This is a genomic window from Rhizobium sp. BG4 (assembly GCF_016864575.1).
Taxonomy (GTDB): domain Bacteria; phylum Pseudomonadota; class Alphaproteobacteria; order Rhizobiales; family Rhizobiaceae; genus Rhizobium.
Genome location: NZ_CP044127.1, coordinates 506133 through 520065, shown reverse-complemented (window position 1 = coordinate 520065; position 13933 = coordinate 506133). Strand labels below are relative to the sequence as shown.

Sequence of the window (13933 nt, the reverse complement as noted above, 5' to 3'; positions counted from 1 at the left end):
CGGAGCTGGCCTTGCTAGGGGCGCCACTTAGAGCGCTCCCGTACCCATGTTGCTTCAAGGAGGATATGGCTATGGCAACATCTTACGACTACGCACCGTTGTTCCGATCGACCGTCGGCTTTGACCGGCTTTTCGATCTTCTTGAAAACGCCCAGCGCGCCCGCTCGACGAGCGATTGGCCACCTTATGATATCGTCAAGACCGGCGATGACAGCTACCGTATCTCGATTGCGGTTGCCGCCTTTGCAGACGGCGATCTCGATATCACCTTCCAGTCAAATCTCCTGACGGTGACTGGCAAGAAGCAGGAAGGCTCTGGCGAAGCCTACCTTCATCGCGGGATCTCCGGCCGATCCTTTGAGCATCGTTTCGAGCTTGCTGACCATGTCAGGGTGGACGGCGCCGATTTGAGCAATGGTCTATTGTCGATTGATCTTGTTCGAGAAATCCCGGAGGCGCTGAAACCGCGCAAGATTGCAATCGAGAGTTCACCTGCTTCGAACACACGCGGCCGCCCTCAGATCGAAGGGCAGAAGGCGGCGTGATCAAGCCCGCTTGGAAAGCAGGCGCCACCGCGGTGGCGCCTCTCAACGCAAAGGGTTTGGAAGGAGACGAACAATGAAACCCGATATGTTTAGACAGCCGATCACGATCTTGGTCGGCTTGGGCTTTCCCGCCGAAATACGCGGCGCGATGGATGCTTACCGCTACCTTGCTGAGTGGCCCGCCTCGTTCAGAGATACGGCTCACTCCGTTGCTCTGAAGGCGTGTCAAGCGGTCCTTCGCGGTGAGATCGAGGCCGAGACCGCCCGTGGTCTGTTCACGGCATTTGCGGAGAAACATGATCTGATGGCGCCCGAAGCCTCGGCGATTGCAGCATTGCGCAGGCGCGGCGATCGCGATCCGCATGTTCAGTGAGGTGTTGCCGTGATGAACACAGTCTTGCAGCAGGCAGTCGACAATGTCGTGTCGATGGGACCGGCAGTATTGATGCAGGGCATGCAACTCGCCCGTCCGATGGATGTCGTAAGATCCCACTCGCTTTCGCTCGATGACAGGCGCACCATCCTTGCGGCCTGGGCCTCAGATCTCTACGCGGTGGTTTCGAAACCGGCTCTCCGGCACTTGCCCGGAACGCCTGAACCAGTATCGATCGACGAGATCCAGTCAGCGCTCAAGGAACTTGACCGCCAGGACGGATCATGAGGTGCAGTCAGCCGCGAAACGCGTCAAGCCGCTGACAGAGGGTTCATTCCCTCATTGCGACGCCCAGATCGCCACGTGTCGCGAAAGGCGTGCCACGGTGAGAGCGTCAAAGGTATACGAAAACAGCTGGCGCGGCATTGCGCCAGCCGGGTGTCTCCGAGATGGTCGGAACATGTTGTGTTTGCTGCCGGCAGGGGACGGTATCTTCTGCGATCGCGTTGCGCCGAACCTGCGGGACACATCCCGGGGGGCGCATTGTCATGATCCAGCCGCGCCAGTCTCAGGCGCCGCGATACGGCGATGGCCTTTCAAGCCCGCTTGCGTCTGAAGATCAGATGACGATTGGGCCACCACTGGATCGGGCGAATAAGCCCTGGGTAAGTCTTCCGCATGAAGGTCATGCTTGATCATCATCGCCGTACCGTCACACCTTGAACCGTCGAGCATCACTTGGCCAGGCCAAGCCAGCGGAATTGCGGACGCTCAAACGAACTGTCCCCCGGCCACGGCCCGCTCGCATGGCTGCCACGCATGCAATCTGAAGATGCAATGCAGTTAAATCGAGAACTAAACGTTGACGCGATGCGTTCCTTGCTCTATCTATTGGTTCATCGATCTTTTGCTTGCCGAGCTTTGTTCACCGCGCGATTTGCAACGCGCCCTAAGCGAACTTTTCTTTCAAAAATAGTCGGTTTTCACCTGCGCGGCATCGGCTTCGCAGTTCTTCACTCTATGCTTTGAAAGGGTTTATCATGACCACTGGCACCGTAAAATGGTTCAACACCACCAAAGGCTTCGGCTTCATCCAGCCTGACAATGGCGACGCTGACGCGTTCGTCCATATCTCGGCAGTCGAGCGCGCGGGAATGCGCGAGCTGGTCGAAGGCCAGAAGATCGGCTTCGAGCTGGAGCGCGACAGGAAGTCGGGCAAGATGTCGGCCGTCAATCTTCAGGCCGCGTGAATTGAAACATGCTTCCCTTTGACCACGGATGTACTGGCACTGCCGGAAGCTGTTTCGTTGAGGCCGGGCGTCACGCCTGGCCTTTTTATTTTCGGCGGAGCGCCGGATGATCGAGGTTCTAATGACAGAAACATACAGTAAGTCCCGCCAGCGCGCTGAAAATGCCTTTAGTGCCGTGCAGACGCAGGCCCAGTTCTTCGCCAAGAACCATGCGGCAGAGGAACTGGAAGCCGTCGCTCAGGCAAGGGACGCAAAGACGCAGAGGCTGAGAGAGGCCCGTCTTGCCAAAGAGTCTGAAGAGCGCATGGCGGCTACCGCGGTTAACACCGCAGGTGTGAAGTCGCGCTGATTTTCTACGAAGAGACATGAGACCAGAATGAAGAACGCCAAGAATACAGACATCGTCGATCGCCGGGCTGCATCCGCCGCCGCGAAGACAGATCTTCTCAATGCCTATCGCGCAGCCCAGGCTGCGGCAGCACCTTCCAAGCTCGAAAGGCAGGCCGAACGAATGGCTGTCGCGACTGCGCGCGAAGAGCGGCGCGTCGAACGGGAGCGCCTCAAGCTTGAGGAACAGGAGCGGACCAGGAACGAGATGGCAGCGCATCAGGCCGCACTCGAGGCTGCAGCTGTTGCCGAAAACCAGGCGAAAGAAGCCGCCGAAAACGCGCGCATCGCGCGGGTGATCGAAGACGAGGCCGCACGAAAGGCTGAGCGCGACCGGCGTTACGCCAACCGCAAGGCAAGGCAGGCCTAGTTTTCGGACCCGCCCGGACCATCAGCGCGCGGCGTCATGCTTGGCCCATCAACCGAAAGGCAACCTATGGCACCGGACACGAACGAACTTCAGGCAATCAACACCGCCTGGCAGATAGCTATTCAGGAGATCTTGCGGATGGTCATCCGCGATATGTACCGAGCCGGCGGCGAGTCCCACTTCAAGGAACAAATCGCGCGCATCGAAGAAGCCGCGGTCGACAGCATTCATACCGATCTCAGGCTGAGAGGAACGAATGAGTGGACGGAAGTTCTCGTCAAAGAACGGGCAAGCAATTTCGTGACCACACTGCTCACCTCATTTACTTACGACCGTGCCTGAACGTGGAGCAGAACCAGGCGATTTTTTTGTGCGGGCGCGATGCGTTGATTGAACTTTTTTATGGCTCGCGAGGTTGATCTGTCAGGCGACTGCCTAAATCACGGTAGCGCAATTCATAAAAGGTCATCGGTCGTCCATGGAAGAGCACAGCGCAGAACGCCTTGCAGCCATTGTAGAATCGTCGTTCGACGCCATCATCAGCAAGGATCTTTCAGGCATTATCGTAAGCTGGAACAAGGCTGCCGAAGGCATGTTCGGTTATACGGAAAGTGAGGCCATTGGAAAGCCGATTTATCTCATAATCCCCGATGACAGGCGCGATGAGGAAGCCGATATTCTGCGTCGGCTGAAGCTGGGGGAGCGGATAGAGCCCTTTCAAACGACGCGACGCTCCCGAGACGGACGGATCGTGCCGATTTCCATTACAATCTCGCCGATCAAAAGCCGCGACGGTATACTTGTCGGTGCATCGAGTATCGCGCGGGACATTTCAGAAACGCGCGAGACCGACCGGCGGCTTCGCCTGCTCATGCGGGAAATCAATCATCGCGTCAAAAATCAGTATGCCGTCGTTCTTGCTGTCATAAGGCAGACGGCGACACGCTCGCGGTCGATCGAAGATTTCGAGAAACGGGTTCGAGAGCGCATTATGGCGCTATCGCATTCTCATGACCTGCTCTCCCATGTTGACTGGGCTGGTGTCAGCCTTGCTGATCTCGTGACGCATCAGCTCAAGTCCTTTGAGGATCTGCAACCAGTCCAGGTGGCCGGGCCCGAGATAGTGCTGGACGCCAATGCCGTTCTCAATCTCGGCATGGCCTTTCACGAACTGATCATGAATGCGATGCGTTTCGGGGTAACGGATGCCGGAAGCATATCTGTGAGATGGTGCCTGATCGGTTCTGAAGGTGGGGATGTTCTCGAACTCGTTTGGTCCGAGCCGGCAGCGGCCTATGCTGATCTGCTCGCGCAAGAAGAGGGCTTCGGAGCTCTCGTTCTCGCCAAGCTGGTGCCCTCGGCTCTGTCTGGTCAGGCGGAATGGAGTTTCACCGACGGGCTGATTGTTTGGAAGCTTAAGGCGCCGCTGGCACGAATCCAGATTGGGCTGGGTTCGCCGGCACATCTGTAATGATCGTTGGCGCGATCGAGCGATGGTTCGTGCGGGACAGCTGGTGGTCTCGCAGACAGTCAACATAGTCGTCACGAGCCGATAGCGACGAAATCCGGATCCATCTTCAAAAAGGACGCGAACGGGGCTGCCGGGCTACACCGTGAGGTGAGCTTCTCTCATCCTCAGCGTTACCACGACACCCCCCTCTATCCAGTTGTAGTCGATCGAACCAGCAAGTTGACCGGAAATGGTTCGCTGCAGGAGCTTGCTGCCATATCCCTCTGCCGACACCGGTGTCGAGGTTCGATTAGCTCCGCTTTCCGTCCAGACGATTTCGACCTCGTCATCGTTGACGCGGCCGGATATGTCCAGCAAGCCGGCATCATTCGACAGCGCGCCGTATTTTAGGGAATTTGTTGCCAGCTCATGAACGACAAGGGCAAGGCTTGTCGCGGCCTTTTCCCCGATGCCCATGCGCGGGACAGCCACACGGATGCGTCCCGCAAAGGCACCGACATCGTCATAGGGCGCCAAGATTACGCTGAACAGATCCCCCAGCAGAGCCGCGTTGCCCTGCCCATTCGGCAGAGGCCGAACGAGCTCGTGGGCTCGGCCAAGCGCAGTCAGGCGTTGTGTCAGCTGCTTTGCCATCTCCTCCTTGGTCTCGGCGGACCGCGACGTAATGTTCGTCAGACCGGCTGCTAGGGCCAGCAAGTTCTTCACGCGATGGCTCATCTCGCCCGCGAGAAGCTCATGACCCTCCTCGGCCTGCTTGCGACCTGTCACGTCCAGAAAGATGCCAGTCATTTTCTTCGTGGCGGCATCGCCGTCGTTCCCCTGGCCCCTAGCGGAAATCCATCGGACATCGGATGCATCGGTCAGAATGCGGAAATCAATTTCAAAGGCACCGTCGATGGCACGGGTCGCTACGAAGGCAGCTCTGACCCGATCGCGGTCGGCGGGATGGACCTTGGCGGAAAGGTGTTCGAAGGTAAGTTGCTCTGTTGCAGCGATGTCCCAGAGCTCGTAGGCCTTGGCATCCATAACGAACGTGTCATCATCCACCATCCAGCTCCAGAGTGCGACGCCGGCCGACTTGATCGCCAGCCTGAGTTCATTCGCGCTCCATTCCGGCTGCGACCCTTCACCCATCTTAGATCTCTTCCTGCAAAAAAACGTGGCCTTCAGAACTAGCGGGCTGGACAAGCGTTATCAATGGCCTAAGTCGGTCCTGCAATAGTCTGCCGGGAAATGTGATGAATACACAAGCTCTTGACCGATACTCGGACATATTCGTCGGTGACGGCGAAATGGCGCGAATGATGCGCCAGCATGATTGGGCGAGTAGCTCGCTTGGACCGCCCGACCAATGGCCGGAAGCGCTGAAGGTCGCCTTGCGGTTATTGCTGACGTCGAAGTTCGAGATGTGGCTCGGCTGGGGACCTGAGATCGCATTCTTCTATAATGATGCCTACCGGCCAACGCTTGGAAACAAGCATCCCAATTCGCTTGCCGTCCCCACTAAAATTCTCTGGGCGGAGATCTGGGACGATATCAAAGGGCGCCTGGAGACCGTTTATGAGACCGGGCAGTCGACCTGGGACCGCGCTTTGTTGCTTCTGCTCGAACGCAGCGGTTATTCTGAAGAAACCTATCACACGTTCTCCTACAGCCCGTTAATTGGCGACAGCGGCAAGGTTGAGGGTGTGTTTTGCGCGGTGGCCGAGGAGACCGAGAGGGTCATCGGCGAAAGGCGTATCTCGACGATGCGAGCGCTGGCTTCGGGACTTGCAGCTGCCGACACTCAGCGAGAGGTCGTCGAAGCGTCCTTCTCCGCTCTCGCAGGAAATCTTCAGGATCTTCCGTTTAGTGCGCTTTACTTGTTCGATGAGCATGGCAACGCCAGACGGCAATGGATAAGTGGCGGGTCGGATGACAATCCTTTATTGCCCTGCATCGTCACGGGCAGTTCCGGGCTTTGGAATTTAAAACGCGCTTGGACAGATCAAGTGGTGGATCTGGTTGACCTGGCAGAAGCCGATAGTGTTCCATCCGGACCATGGCCAAGGGCGCCCGAGAAGGCGGCTATCGTCCCCCTGATCGGACAGGGCGGGGACAATCCCAAGGGCGTACTCATCAGCGGCCTCAACTATCACCGCGCGATCAGCGACGAGTATGTCGACTTCCTGAAGCTCATCGCGGGGCAGATTGCGTCTCGCCTGGCAAGCGCCGAAGCCTTCGAAACCGAGCGCCGGCGAGCGGAAGCTCTCAGCGAGGCAGCTCAGATGAGGGAGCAGGCGGCAATCGCTCTTGAGCTGCTTAATCGCCAGCTGTCGTCGGAAGTCGAGCTTCGCACCGCCGAGAGAGACCGGATGCGAGAGCTGTTCCAGCAGGCGCCAAGCTTCATGTGCATTTTAAGCGGAGCGGATCACGTCTTCGAACTTGTCAATGATGCTTACCTGCAATTGGTTGGCCCCCGGCAGCTTCTCGGCTTGAGTGTCAAAGACGCGCTTCCAGAGGTTGCTGGACAGGGCTTCATTGAGCTGCTGGATAGCGTGTTCCAGTCGGGCAAGCCCTATATCGGTCGGAACCTGCAGGTATTTTTGCAGCGAGAGGGCGACAAGGAGCCGGACGAACGTTTCATCAACCTGATCTATCAGCCGATTGTTGGGACGGATGGCCAGGTCACAGGGATATTTGTTGATGGCTTCGACGTAACGCACCAGAAGAGGGCGGAGGATCAGCTCCAGAGCCTCAACCATACTCTTGAACAGCGGGTTGAGCAGCGTACGCACGAACTTCGAACCGCACTGCTACAGCTTGAAAAAGAAACCGTGGAACGCGAAACTGCGCAGATGGCCTTGCGGCAGGCGCAAAAGATGGAGGCTCTTGGAAATCTCACGGGCGGTGTTGCGCACGACTTCAACAATCTCTTGCAGGTTGTAAGCGGAAACCTTCAGCTCCTCTCCAAGGATGTCGACGGAAACGCGAGGGCGCAGCAGCGTCTGGAAAACGCCTTGTCCGGCGTTGCCCGAGGCGCGAAATTGGCATCCCAACTCCTGGCATTCGGTCGCCGCCAGCCGCTTGAACCGAAGGTCATCAACTGCCGCAAGTTAATCCAGAACATGGACGACATGCTGCGGCGCGCGCTGGGCGAGGAGGTCGAGCTCGAGACCATCGTTTCTGGTGGCTTGTGGAACACCTTAATTGATCCGGGTCAGCTTGAGAACGCGATTCTCAATCTGGCAATCAATGCCAGGGATGCCATGGATGGGCGCGGACGCCTGACAATCGAAACAGCGAACGCGGTGCTTGATGACGATTACGCCCGTGCGCAGGAAGACGTCCGGCCCGGCCAATATGTACTGGTGGCGGTAACAGATACAGGATCGGGGATCGCCGATGATATCATCGACCATGTGCTTGAACCGTTCTTCAGCACAAAGTCAGAAGGCAAGGGAAGCGGCCTTGGATTATCCATGGTTTACGGCTTCCTGAAGCAATCTGGTGGCCATCTCAAGATTTACACCGAAGTCGGTCATGGTACGACGATCAAGCTCTATATGCCGCGAACGATGCAGGTCGAGGACGGCGTGGCGAACCTGAGTGCCATGCCGGTTGAGGGAGGCACCGAGACCATTCTTGTGGTCGAAGACGACGAGGCTGTGCGGGAGACTTCCGTCGCTCTTCTAACCGATCTCGGTTATCGCGTTCTCAAGGCGCATGACGCCCAGTCGGCGTTTGCCATCGTCAATAGCGGGATGCTGATCGATTTGCTGTTCACCGACGTCGTAATGCCGGGGCCAATGCGCAGCACAGAACTCGCCCGCAGGGCAAAGGCAATGTTGCCTGGTCTGGCAGTGCTTTACACCTCAGGATACACGGAAAATTCCATCGTCCACGGTGGCCGGCTGGATGCCGGCGTCGAACTTCTGTCAAAGCCCTACACCCGCGAGGCTCTTGCTCGGAAAATACGACATGTCCTTAGTAATGCCCGCCAGCACCTGATCGCTGTCGAGCGGATCGAACGGCTGGAGCAAACGCCTGTACACGGCGAACCGGATCAAGAGGCGGGAGCGACGAGGGTCCTTGTGGTCGAAGATGAGCCGCTGATCCTGATGGCGACCGTCGACATGATTAGCGAGCTCGGCCATACCGTTCATGAAGCCGGCTCGGCTGAAGATGCGCTCGCCGTTTTAGAAGAGGAACAGATCGATATTTTGGTGACTGATGTCGGGCTTCCCGGGATGGCAGGGACGGATCTGGCCAAACGTGTCCGAGAGCGATGGCCAACAGTGCGGATTGTCTTTGCGAGCGGCGACGACAGCGCCAGGGCGGCCTCCGGCATCGAGGATGCATTTCAGCTGGCGAAGCCATTCACGATCGATGGCTTGGCCCTCGTCCTGTCGAAATGTTTGGCCCTCCCGTGATGTCTCGACGACGGATGGTGGCGTCGTGAGGATCGGCGTCGGCGCGCGTGCATGGCCAAATGCATCGCGTATCGGCGCGCAAGATCGTCATGATGAGCGTCTGACAAGTGGACAGGACACCACCGGCAATCACCGCTGGTAACCGTCAGCCCAGCGGATCCCGTGCGAGCATGCTCTGGCGACGAGTTGACGCCGCTTTCCCTGTGCTGGGTCAGAGACCGCGGCGGGCGAGATTTGTCCTGGAAAGGGCGCCGACATCTTTGAGAGCGCAGGTCATGTCTCGATCGCCGTCCGCGGCTTCGACGAGCGGCTCACTGCAAGCGTAGCTTATCCGACAGTCAAACCTCGAGACGTCTTGGTCTGGAGGAAAGATTGCCTGAGCGATCGCAGGGCGGTGGTCGTCCATCCCAAGCATCATTCAATCGGTGCGACCCACCCCGGACCTTGGTCTGACCGGCGACCGCATTTGGAACAAACAGTCGCCGATCGAATTATCTGTTGGCAGAAACAAGCCTAAGGCACTGGAATTTCAAGGGAATGCTGTGCTGGGTTATCGCTCAAGAGGAGGATTGGATATGGAAGATCGCGGGCCGACAGTTATTAACACAGGCGGTGGCAACGGTGGCTGGGCGGTTGCTGTTGTCCTTGCAGTTGTCGCCATCGGCGCTCTGCTGCTGTTCACCGGAGTAATCGATATTCACGGCGGAAAGGGTGGCGGCGGCACGAGCGTTACTGTCAATGCTCCTGCAGTCGAGGCGCCTGCCGCGGAGAAGCCCGCAGCCTCGCCGGAAAAGCCGGCCGCGCCTGCCGCTCAGTAACGCTGACGATCGACCGGTCCGGCGTCCTCTGGACCGGTCAAAACCTCGTGCGCGAGAATGATGGGACGGCTGACAATCACGGGACGTCGAAGTTTCTGGGACGCTCCATGCCCGTCACCGTAGGGAGCACATATGCAGCAGCGATCGCCGCCATAAGCACTGCGATGGCCGTGCACACCAACGATAGCTTCGTCTTCAGCCTCATAACAGCATTACAAACGAAGACGCCGCCGCCGGGTTCCTTCGTAAGACATCTTTGATTGGTTGCGACGCATAGCAGCCGCTCGCATGACAGATCAATTTCCGATCATGAGACGAAGGGACGTCAGGTCAGGCGTACCAACCGTCAAGTCAATAATTCTGTGTGGCTGGTCGATCCGCGCACTTTCCTTAACCGTATAGCGCATATCGAGAAGGCCTCCGTCGATGAGACCATCGAGCACCGCGAGACATCGGCGACCTTACATGCAGTGAGAGGGCAATCCGTGTTTTCCATGCGTTCGCTTCCCGAAGGATATGCTTCGATTGTCATAGGCGCTTCGGGAGGAATTGGTTCTGCAATTGCCGAAGCGATCCGTCAGGATCCGAGGGCTGGCGAAATCGTCAGGTTGTCTCGATCGGATGATGGGCTGGAAGTCGAGAAGGAGTGGACGGTAAAAGCGCATGCCGCCACCCTCGGCGCACGGACATTCCACCTGATGATCTGCGCCACAGGAGCTCTCACCATCGATGGCCACGGTCCGGAAAAGGCCATCCGGCAGATCGATCATGACATTATGGCAAAGCAGTTCTCGACCAACGCCATCGGGCCAGCCATTGTGCTCAAACACTTTATGCCGCTGCTGCCGCGAAAGGAACGCTCTCTCTTTGTCGTGCTCTCTGCGAGGGTCGGATCGATCGGCGACAACAGACTGGGCGGATGGATCTCTTACCGAAGCGCAAAGGCAGCCCTCAATCAGATAGTCAAAACCACGTCTATCGAACTGTCGCGGACGAAGCCACATGCCATCCTCGTCGCTATCCACCCCGGTACTGTCGCCACGACACTGACGGAGCCATTTTCGGGCGGCCACGCGCGACAAGCGCCGGATCGAGCCTCAAGGCTGATACTTCAGACCGCAGACGGTCTCACGTCTGCACAAAATGGTGGGTTCTTCGCCTATGACGGCAGCGCGATTGCCTGGTAGATGCTTTTGCGGCGATGCGATCCGGGAGGGTGATCTCACCGTAATAGCGGGGTAACTGAAACGGAGGGTTAGGATGGCCCAAGCCGAGGAACCGAAGGCACGTTTTCTGATCGTCGACGATGATAAGGTCTTCGCGCAGAGGCTTGCACTTGCTCTGTCCAACCGAGGCTTCCGTGCCGCGACCGCTACGTGTCTCGATGCTGCTTACGCCGCCTTGTCCGCCCGTGATTTCGACGTCCTGATCACCGATTTGCGGATCGGTGATGAAAGCGGCCTCGACTTGGTCACGGCGATGCAAAGAGAATTCCCCTTCTCGAAAATCCTGGTCCTGACCGGTTATGGAAGTGTTCCGGCTGCCGTGACTGCCGTCAAGCTGGGCGCGACTGAATTTTTGAGCAAGCCGGCGGATGCCGATGAGATCCTCGAAGTTCTGGGTTTCACCAGACCGACTGCAGAGCGCACTGACGTCCCGCTGACCTCGCCGCAACTGATGCGCTGGGAACACATCAACAGTGTCTTCGAGGCGACGGGAAAAAACGTCTCGATGACCGCCAGGCAATTGAACATGCATCGCCGTACGCTGCAGCGCCTGCTGGCGAGAGGGCGGCCGCAGAACTGATCTAAGGACGATCTCGAACGTAACAGCAAAGTCCGCCGAGCCGCCAACGGCGGATACGCGCGTTTGCGCGATGCGTCGCTCGTGCTGCGACGCGGGACCGGCCGCTCCGCCCTCCTGCGGCCGGTCCCCCTTGCTGCCGCGAATGCAGGGGCCGTGTGGCGGAATCGATCCCTGGCAGTTTGCTTTTGATGGCACCCGCGCGCTCCCGGCTGGCTTTGCGATGCCGGCACATGCGGTTAAGCTTCGCTGCCTAAGGGACCTTCTTCAGTTTGCGAGAATATTTGGTGAGCTTGGTCAGGACGTTGCGTTGTTTTCGGTAGGGTGCTAGGTCGACGTCGCTGACGAGCCTCGCTCCGCCTTCCCGCTTCTCAAGCGTGATCTTACGGCTATGGAAGGCCTCCAGTTCGGCGCGGTGGGCAACGCTTACGATTGTTGCGTCCGGCAGCTCGTCGATCAGCATTTCCATGATCTTGTCCTGTGTCTTTTCGTCAAGCGCCGAGGTTGCCTCATCAAGCACGATAATGTCGGGGTCGTTGAGCAGCAGGCGCGCGAAGGCTAGCCGCTGCTTTTCGCCGCCGGACAAGGTGTGGTCCCACGGAGCATCTTCTTCGATTTTCTCGATCAAATGACCCAGTCCGACTTTCTCTAGAGCGGTTTGCAATTCGTCTTCCGTATGGCTGTCCGCGGGCTGCGGGTAGGATACGGCACGTCGGAGCGTGCCCGAGGGGATGTAAGGCCGCTGCGGCAACATGAATAGCTGCTTGCCGGGATGGAAATTGACGCTGCCTCCGCCCCACGGCCACAGGCCTGCGATCGCTCGCACCAGGGTGCTTTTTCCTGATCCCGACTCTCCGGCGACCAGCACGCGTTCACCCGGTCCGACTTCGACCTGCGTCTCTTTGACGACAGCGGTCCCGTCTCCGAGCGCGACCGAGACGTCGTTCAAGCTGAGCATGGTCTCGCCTTCTGTCTCGCCGCGCTTGATCCGATCCAGGGATTGGCTCTTTTCAGCGTTTTCCAACCCGTCCAGCGACATCATCAACGACGCCACGCGCCGGGCACTGGCGTTCCAGTCGGCAAGCCGCGGGTAGTTGTCGACCAGCCACCCAAACGCACTTTGGACGATGGTGAAGGCCGACGCTGCCTGCATGACCTGCCCAAGCGTCATGCTGCCATCGAGAAATTTGGGTGCACACAGCAGCACCGGGACCACCGGCGCGATCAGCATGGAGCCGTGCGAAACAAGCGTTGTGCGCATATGCTGATGGGCGAGCAGCCGCCACTGTTGGCGCACATTGGCGAATGTTTTGTCGAGATCGTTGCGCTCTTCTTCCTCGCCACCCAAAAGGGCTATACTCTCACCATTCTCGCGTACACGGGTCAGGGTATACCTAAATTCCGCTTCGACCTGATTTTTTGCTTCGGAGACACGAACGAACCGCCTTCCTATAAATGTGATCGAACCGGAAGTTACGAGCGCGTAGATAACCGCTGTCACGACGAGAAAGCCCGGAATCGTGATGGTCATCCCCGCAATAGGCAGGCGCAGGGCGCCGCCTATCGTCCATAGCACGACGATAAAGGTGGACGCCGAGACGAACGCAGCGATCACGCCGGCGACAAAGTCGACGGGGGATTCGGTAGCGATGCGCATATCTTCCGATAGCCGCGCTTCCGGGTTCTGGTGATCGCCGCCGATAAGATTGAGCTGGTAATAGCGCCCGTTTGCCAACCAGCGAGCAATCAGCGCTTTCGTAAGCCAGGATCGCCAGCGTCGCTGTATGAGCATGCGCACGTAAACCTGGATGGTGACGACTGCGACGCACCCCAGAACGAGCGGCGGAAACACCGCCCCAAGAAAGTAGACTGTCGACGCATTGCGCTGCTCAATGGCGTCGAAGAGGCCACGGTTCCAGACATTGATCCCATACTGGAAGGCAACGTTGATGGCTATGAGGAGGAGGAGACCAATCGATGAGGCCCAGGCCAGCCGGTCTCCGTTGCGACCCCAGTACTCGCGGCCACTGATCCAGAAACGCCGAAGCAGATACGCCTTGCGCGCGTCTTCCATCTGCTCGGGGGTCAAACGGGTTTCAGCCTCATGCGCTTCTTTGGCCGGCGTTTTATCCAATGTCGATCCCTCCCGTTTGGTCGATGCTCAGGCTCGGGTGCGGTCCGAGCCAGCTCCCTAGCGAAATGCACCGTCTGTCGTCGCTGCGACGTCCCGCAGCATATCAAAAGTGCGAAATGCCTGCATAAAGATGTGGTTGTATTAGGCTCGGCCGGTCACGCACACGCCACAGGGTCTTTGAGCCTAGGCCGATCCAACGGCCGCTAGCGGCTATAAGCGGTCTGGCAATCCTGTGTTGCGATATCCCAATGCGGCCGTGTTTGGTGGGGAACCCGCGGCTTAAATGCCAATAAGGGCGCGCCTTCGAACCTATTGCGAGCCCTTTTCATTATTCCTTTACCATTTTCCCGCAACTCTAATAGCGTCACGG

General features: G+C 58.2%; 14 protein-coding genes. 12 read left to right on the top strand and 2 right to left on the bottom strand.

Annotated elements, in window-relative coordinates; translation table 11 throughout:
- Positions 1–71 precede the first annotated feature (71 nt).
- The 8 genes from F2982_RS30135 (at position 72) to F2982_RS30100 (ending at position 4396) form a co-directional block, all read left to right on the top strand.
- Positions 72–545: an Hsp20 family protein gene (locus F2982_RS30135; RefSeq protein ID WP_203431636.1), complete on the top strand. Its 474-nt coding sequence runs from the start codon at positions 72–74 to the stop codon at positions 543–545.
- 73 nt (positions 546–618) lie between these two features.
- Complete coding sequence (locus F2982_RS30130) at positions 619–918, top strand: DUF982 domain-containing protein (protein WP_148194588.1); 300 nt, start codon at positions 619–621, stop codon at positions 916–918.
- 9 nt (positions 919–927) lie between these two features.
- On the top strand, positions 928–1206 hold the full coding sequence (locus F2982_RS30125; RefSeq protein ID WP_148194589.1) for a hypothetical protein: 279 nt from the start codon (positions 928–930) through the stop codon (positions 1204–1206).
- 752 nt (positions 1207–1958) lie between these two features.
- Positions 1959–2168: a cold-shock protein gene (locus F2982_RS30120; RefSeq protein WP_162708743.1), complete on the top strand. Its 210-nt coding sequence runs from the start codon at positions 1959–1961 to the stop codon at positions 2166–2168.
- A 121-nt stretch (positions 2169–2289) separates the two neighbouring features.
- Positions 2290–2517: a hypothetical protein gene (locus F2982_RS30115; RefSeq protein WP_203431635.1), complete on the top strand. Its 228-nt coding sequence runs from the start codon at positions 2290–2292 to the stop codon at positions 2515–2517.
- Positions 2518–2544: 27 nt separating this feature from the next.
- Complete coding sequence (locus F2982_RS30110; RefSeq protein WP_112719003.1) at positions 2545–2925, top strand: DUF6481 family protein; 381 nt, start codon at positions 2545–2547, stop codon at positions 2923–2925.
- A 66-nt stretch (positions 2926–2991) separates the two neighbouring features.
- Positions 2992–3267, top strand: a complete 276-nt coding sequence (locus F2982_RS30105) for a hypothetical protein (RefSeq protein ID WP_112719002.1) — start codon at positions 2992–2994, stop codon at positions 3265–3267.
- Between the two features lie 136 nt (positions 3268–3403).
- Positions 3404–4396, top strand: a complete 993-nt coding sequence (locus F2982_RS30100; protein WP_203431264.1) for a PAS domain S-box protein — start codon at positions 3404–3406, stop codon at positions 4394–4396.
- 135 nt (positions 4397–4531) lie between these two features.
- Here the strand turns inward: F2982_RS30100 and F2982_RS30095 are convergent, their stop codons facing one another.
- Entirely contained in the window at positions 4532–5530 is a 999-nt protein-coding gene (locus F2982_RS30095; protein ID WP_203431263.1) for a sensor histidine kinase, read from the bottom strand.
- A 158-nt stretch (positions 5531–5688) separates the two neighbouring features.
- Between F2982_RS30095 and F2982_RS30090 the strand changes: the two genes are divergently transcribed.
- The 4 genes from F2982_RS30090 to F2982_RS30075 all read left to right on the top strand — a co-directional run bounded on the left by F2982_RS30090 (position 5689) and on the right by F2982_RS30075 (position 11432).
- The gene (locus F2982_RS30090) at positions 5689–8808 is read left to right on the top strand and encodes a response regulator (RefSeq protein ID WP_203431634.1); all 3120 of its coding nucleotides are present in this window, start codon (positions 5689–5691) and stop codon (positions 8806–8808) included.
- 425 nt (positions 8809–9233) lie between these two features.
- Complete coding sequence (locus F2982_RS31890) at positions 9234–9626, top strand: hypothetical protein (protein WP_246777682.1); 393 nt, start codon at positions 9234–9236, stop codon at positions 9624–9626.
- Positions 9627–9886: 260 nt separating this feature from the next.
- The gene (locus tag F2982_RS30080) at positions 9887–10813 is read left to right on the top strand and encodes an SDR family NAD(P)-dependent oxidoreductase (RefSeq protein ID WP_348652531.1); all 927 of its coding nucleotides are present in this window, start codon (positions 9887–9889) and stop codon (positions 10811–10813) included.
- A 73-nt stretch (positions 10814–10886) separates the two neighbouring features.
- Positions 10887–11432: a response regulator gene (locus tag F2982_RS30075; RefSeq protein ID WP_203431262.1), complete on the top strand. Its 546-nt coding sequence runs from the start codon at positions 10887–10889 to the stop codon at positions 11430–11432.
- Positions 11433–11682: 250 nt separating this feature from the next.
- Here F2982_RS30075 and F2982_RS30070 read toward each other — a convergent pair whose 3' ends face one another.
- Positions 11683–13503 (bottom strand): ABC transporter ATP-binding protein/permease, encoded by a 1821-nt coding sequence (locus tag F2982_RS30070; RefSeq protein WP_246777767.1) that lies wholly within the window; start codon positions 13501–13503, stop codon positions 11683–11685.
- Between the last annotated feature and the right edge of the window lie 430 nt (positions 13504–13933).

Excerpts from the sequence above, each read along its gene's own strand:
- F2982_RS30135 (WP_203431636.1), top strand. The coding sequence starts at position 72 with ATGGCAACATCTTACGACTACGCACCGTTGTTCCGATCGACCGTCGGC.
- F2982_RS30130 (WP_148194588.1), top strand. The coding sequence starts at position 619 with ATGAAACCCGATATGTTTAGACAGCCGATCACGATCTTGGTCGGCTTG.
- F2982_RS30120 (WP_162708743.1), top strand. The coding sequence starts at position 1,959 with ATGACCACTGGCACCGTAAAATGGTTCAACACCACCAAAGGCTTCGGC.
- F2982_RS30115 (WP_203431635.1), top strand. The coding sequence starts at position 2,290 with ATGACAGAAACATACAGTAAGTCCCGCCAGCGCGCTGAAAATGCCTTT.
- F2982_RS30110 (WP_112719003.1), top strand. The coding sequence starts at position 2,545 with ATGAAGAACGCCAAGAATACAGACATCGTCGATCGCCGGGCTGCATCC.
- F2982_RS30105 (WP_112719002.1), top strand. The coding sequence starts at position 2,992 with ATGGCACCGGACACGAACGAACTTCAGGCAATCAACACCGCCTGGCAG.
- F2982_RS30100 (WP_203431264.1), top strand. The coding sequence starts at position 3,404 with ATGGAAGAGCACAGCGCAGAACGCCTTGCAGCCATTGTAGAATCGTCG.
- F2982_RS30095 (WP_203431263.1), bottom strand. The coding sequence starts at position 5,530 with ATGGGTGAAGGGTCGCAGCCGGAATGGAGCGCGAATGAACTCAGGCTG.
- F2982_RS30090 (WP_203431634.1), top strand. The coding sequence starts at position 5,689 with ATGGCGCGAATGATGCGCCAGCATGATTGGGCGAGTAGCTCGCTTGGA.
- F2982_RS30075 (WP_203431262.1), top strand. The coding sequence starts at position 10,887 with ATGGCCCAAGCCGAGGAACCGAAGGCACGTTTTCTGATCGTCGACGAT.
- F2982_RS30070 (WP_246777767.1), bottom strand. The coding sequence starts at position 13,503 with ATGGAAGACGCGCGCAAGGCGTATCTGCTTCGGCGTTTCTGGATCAGT.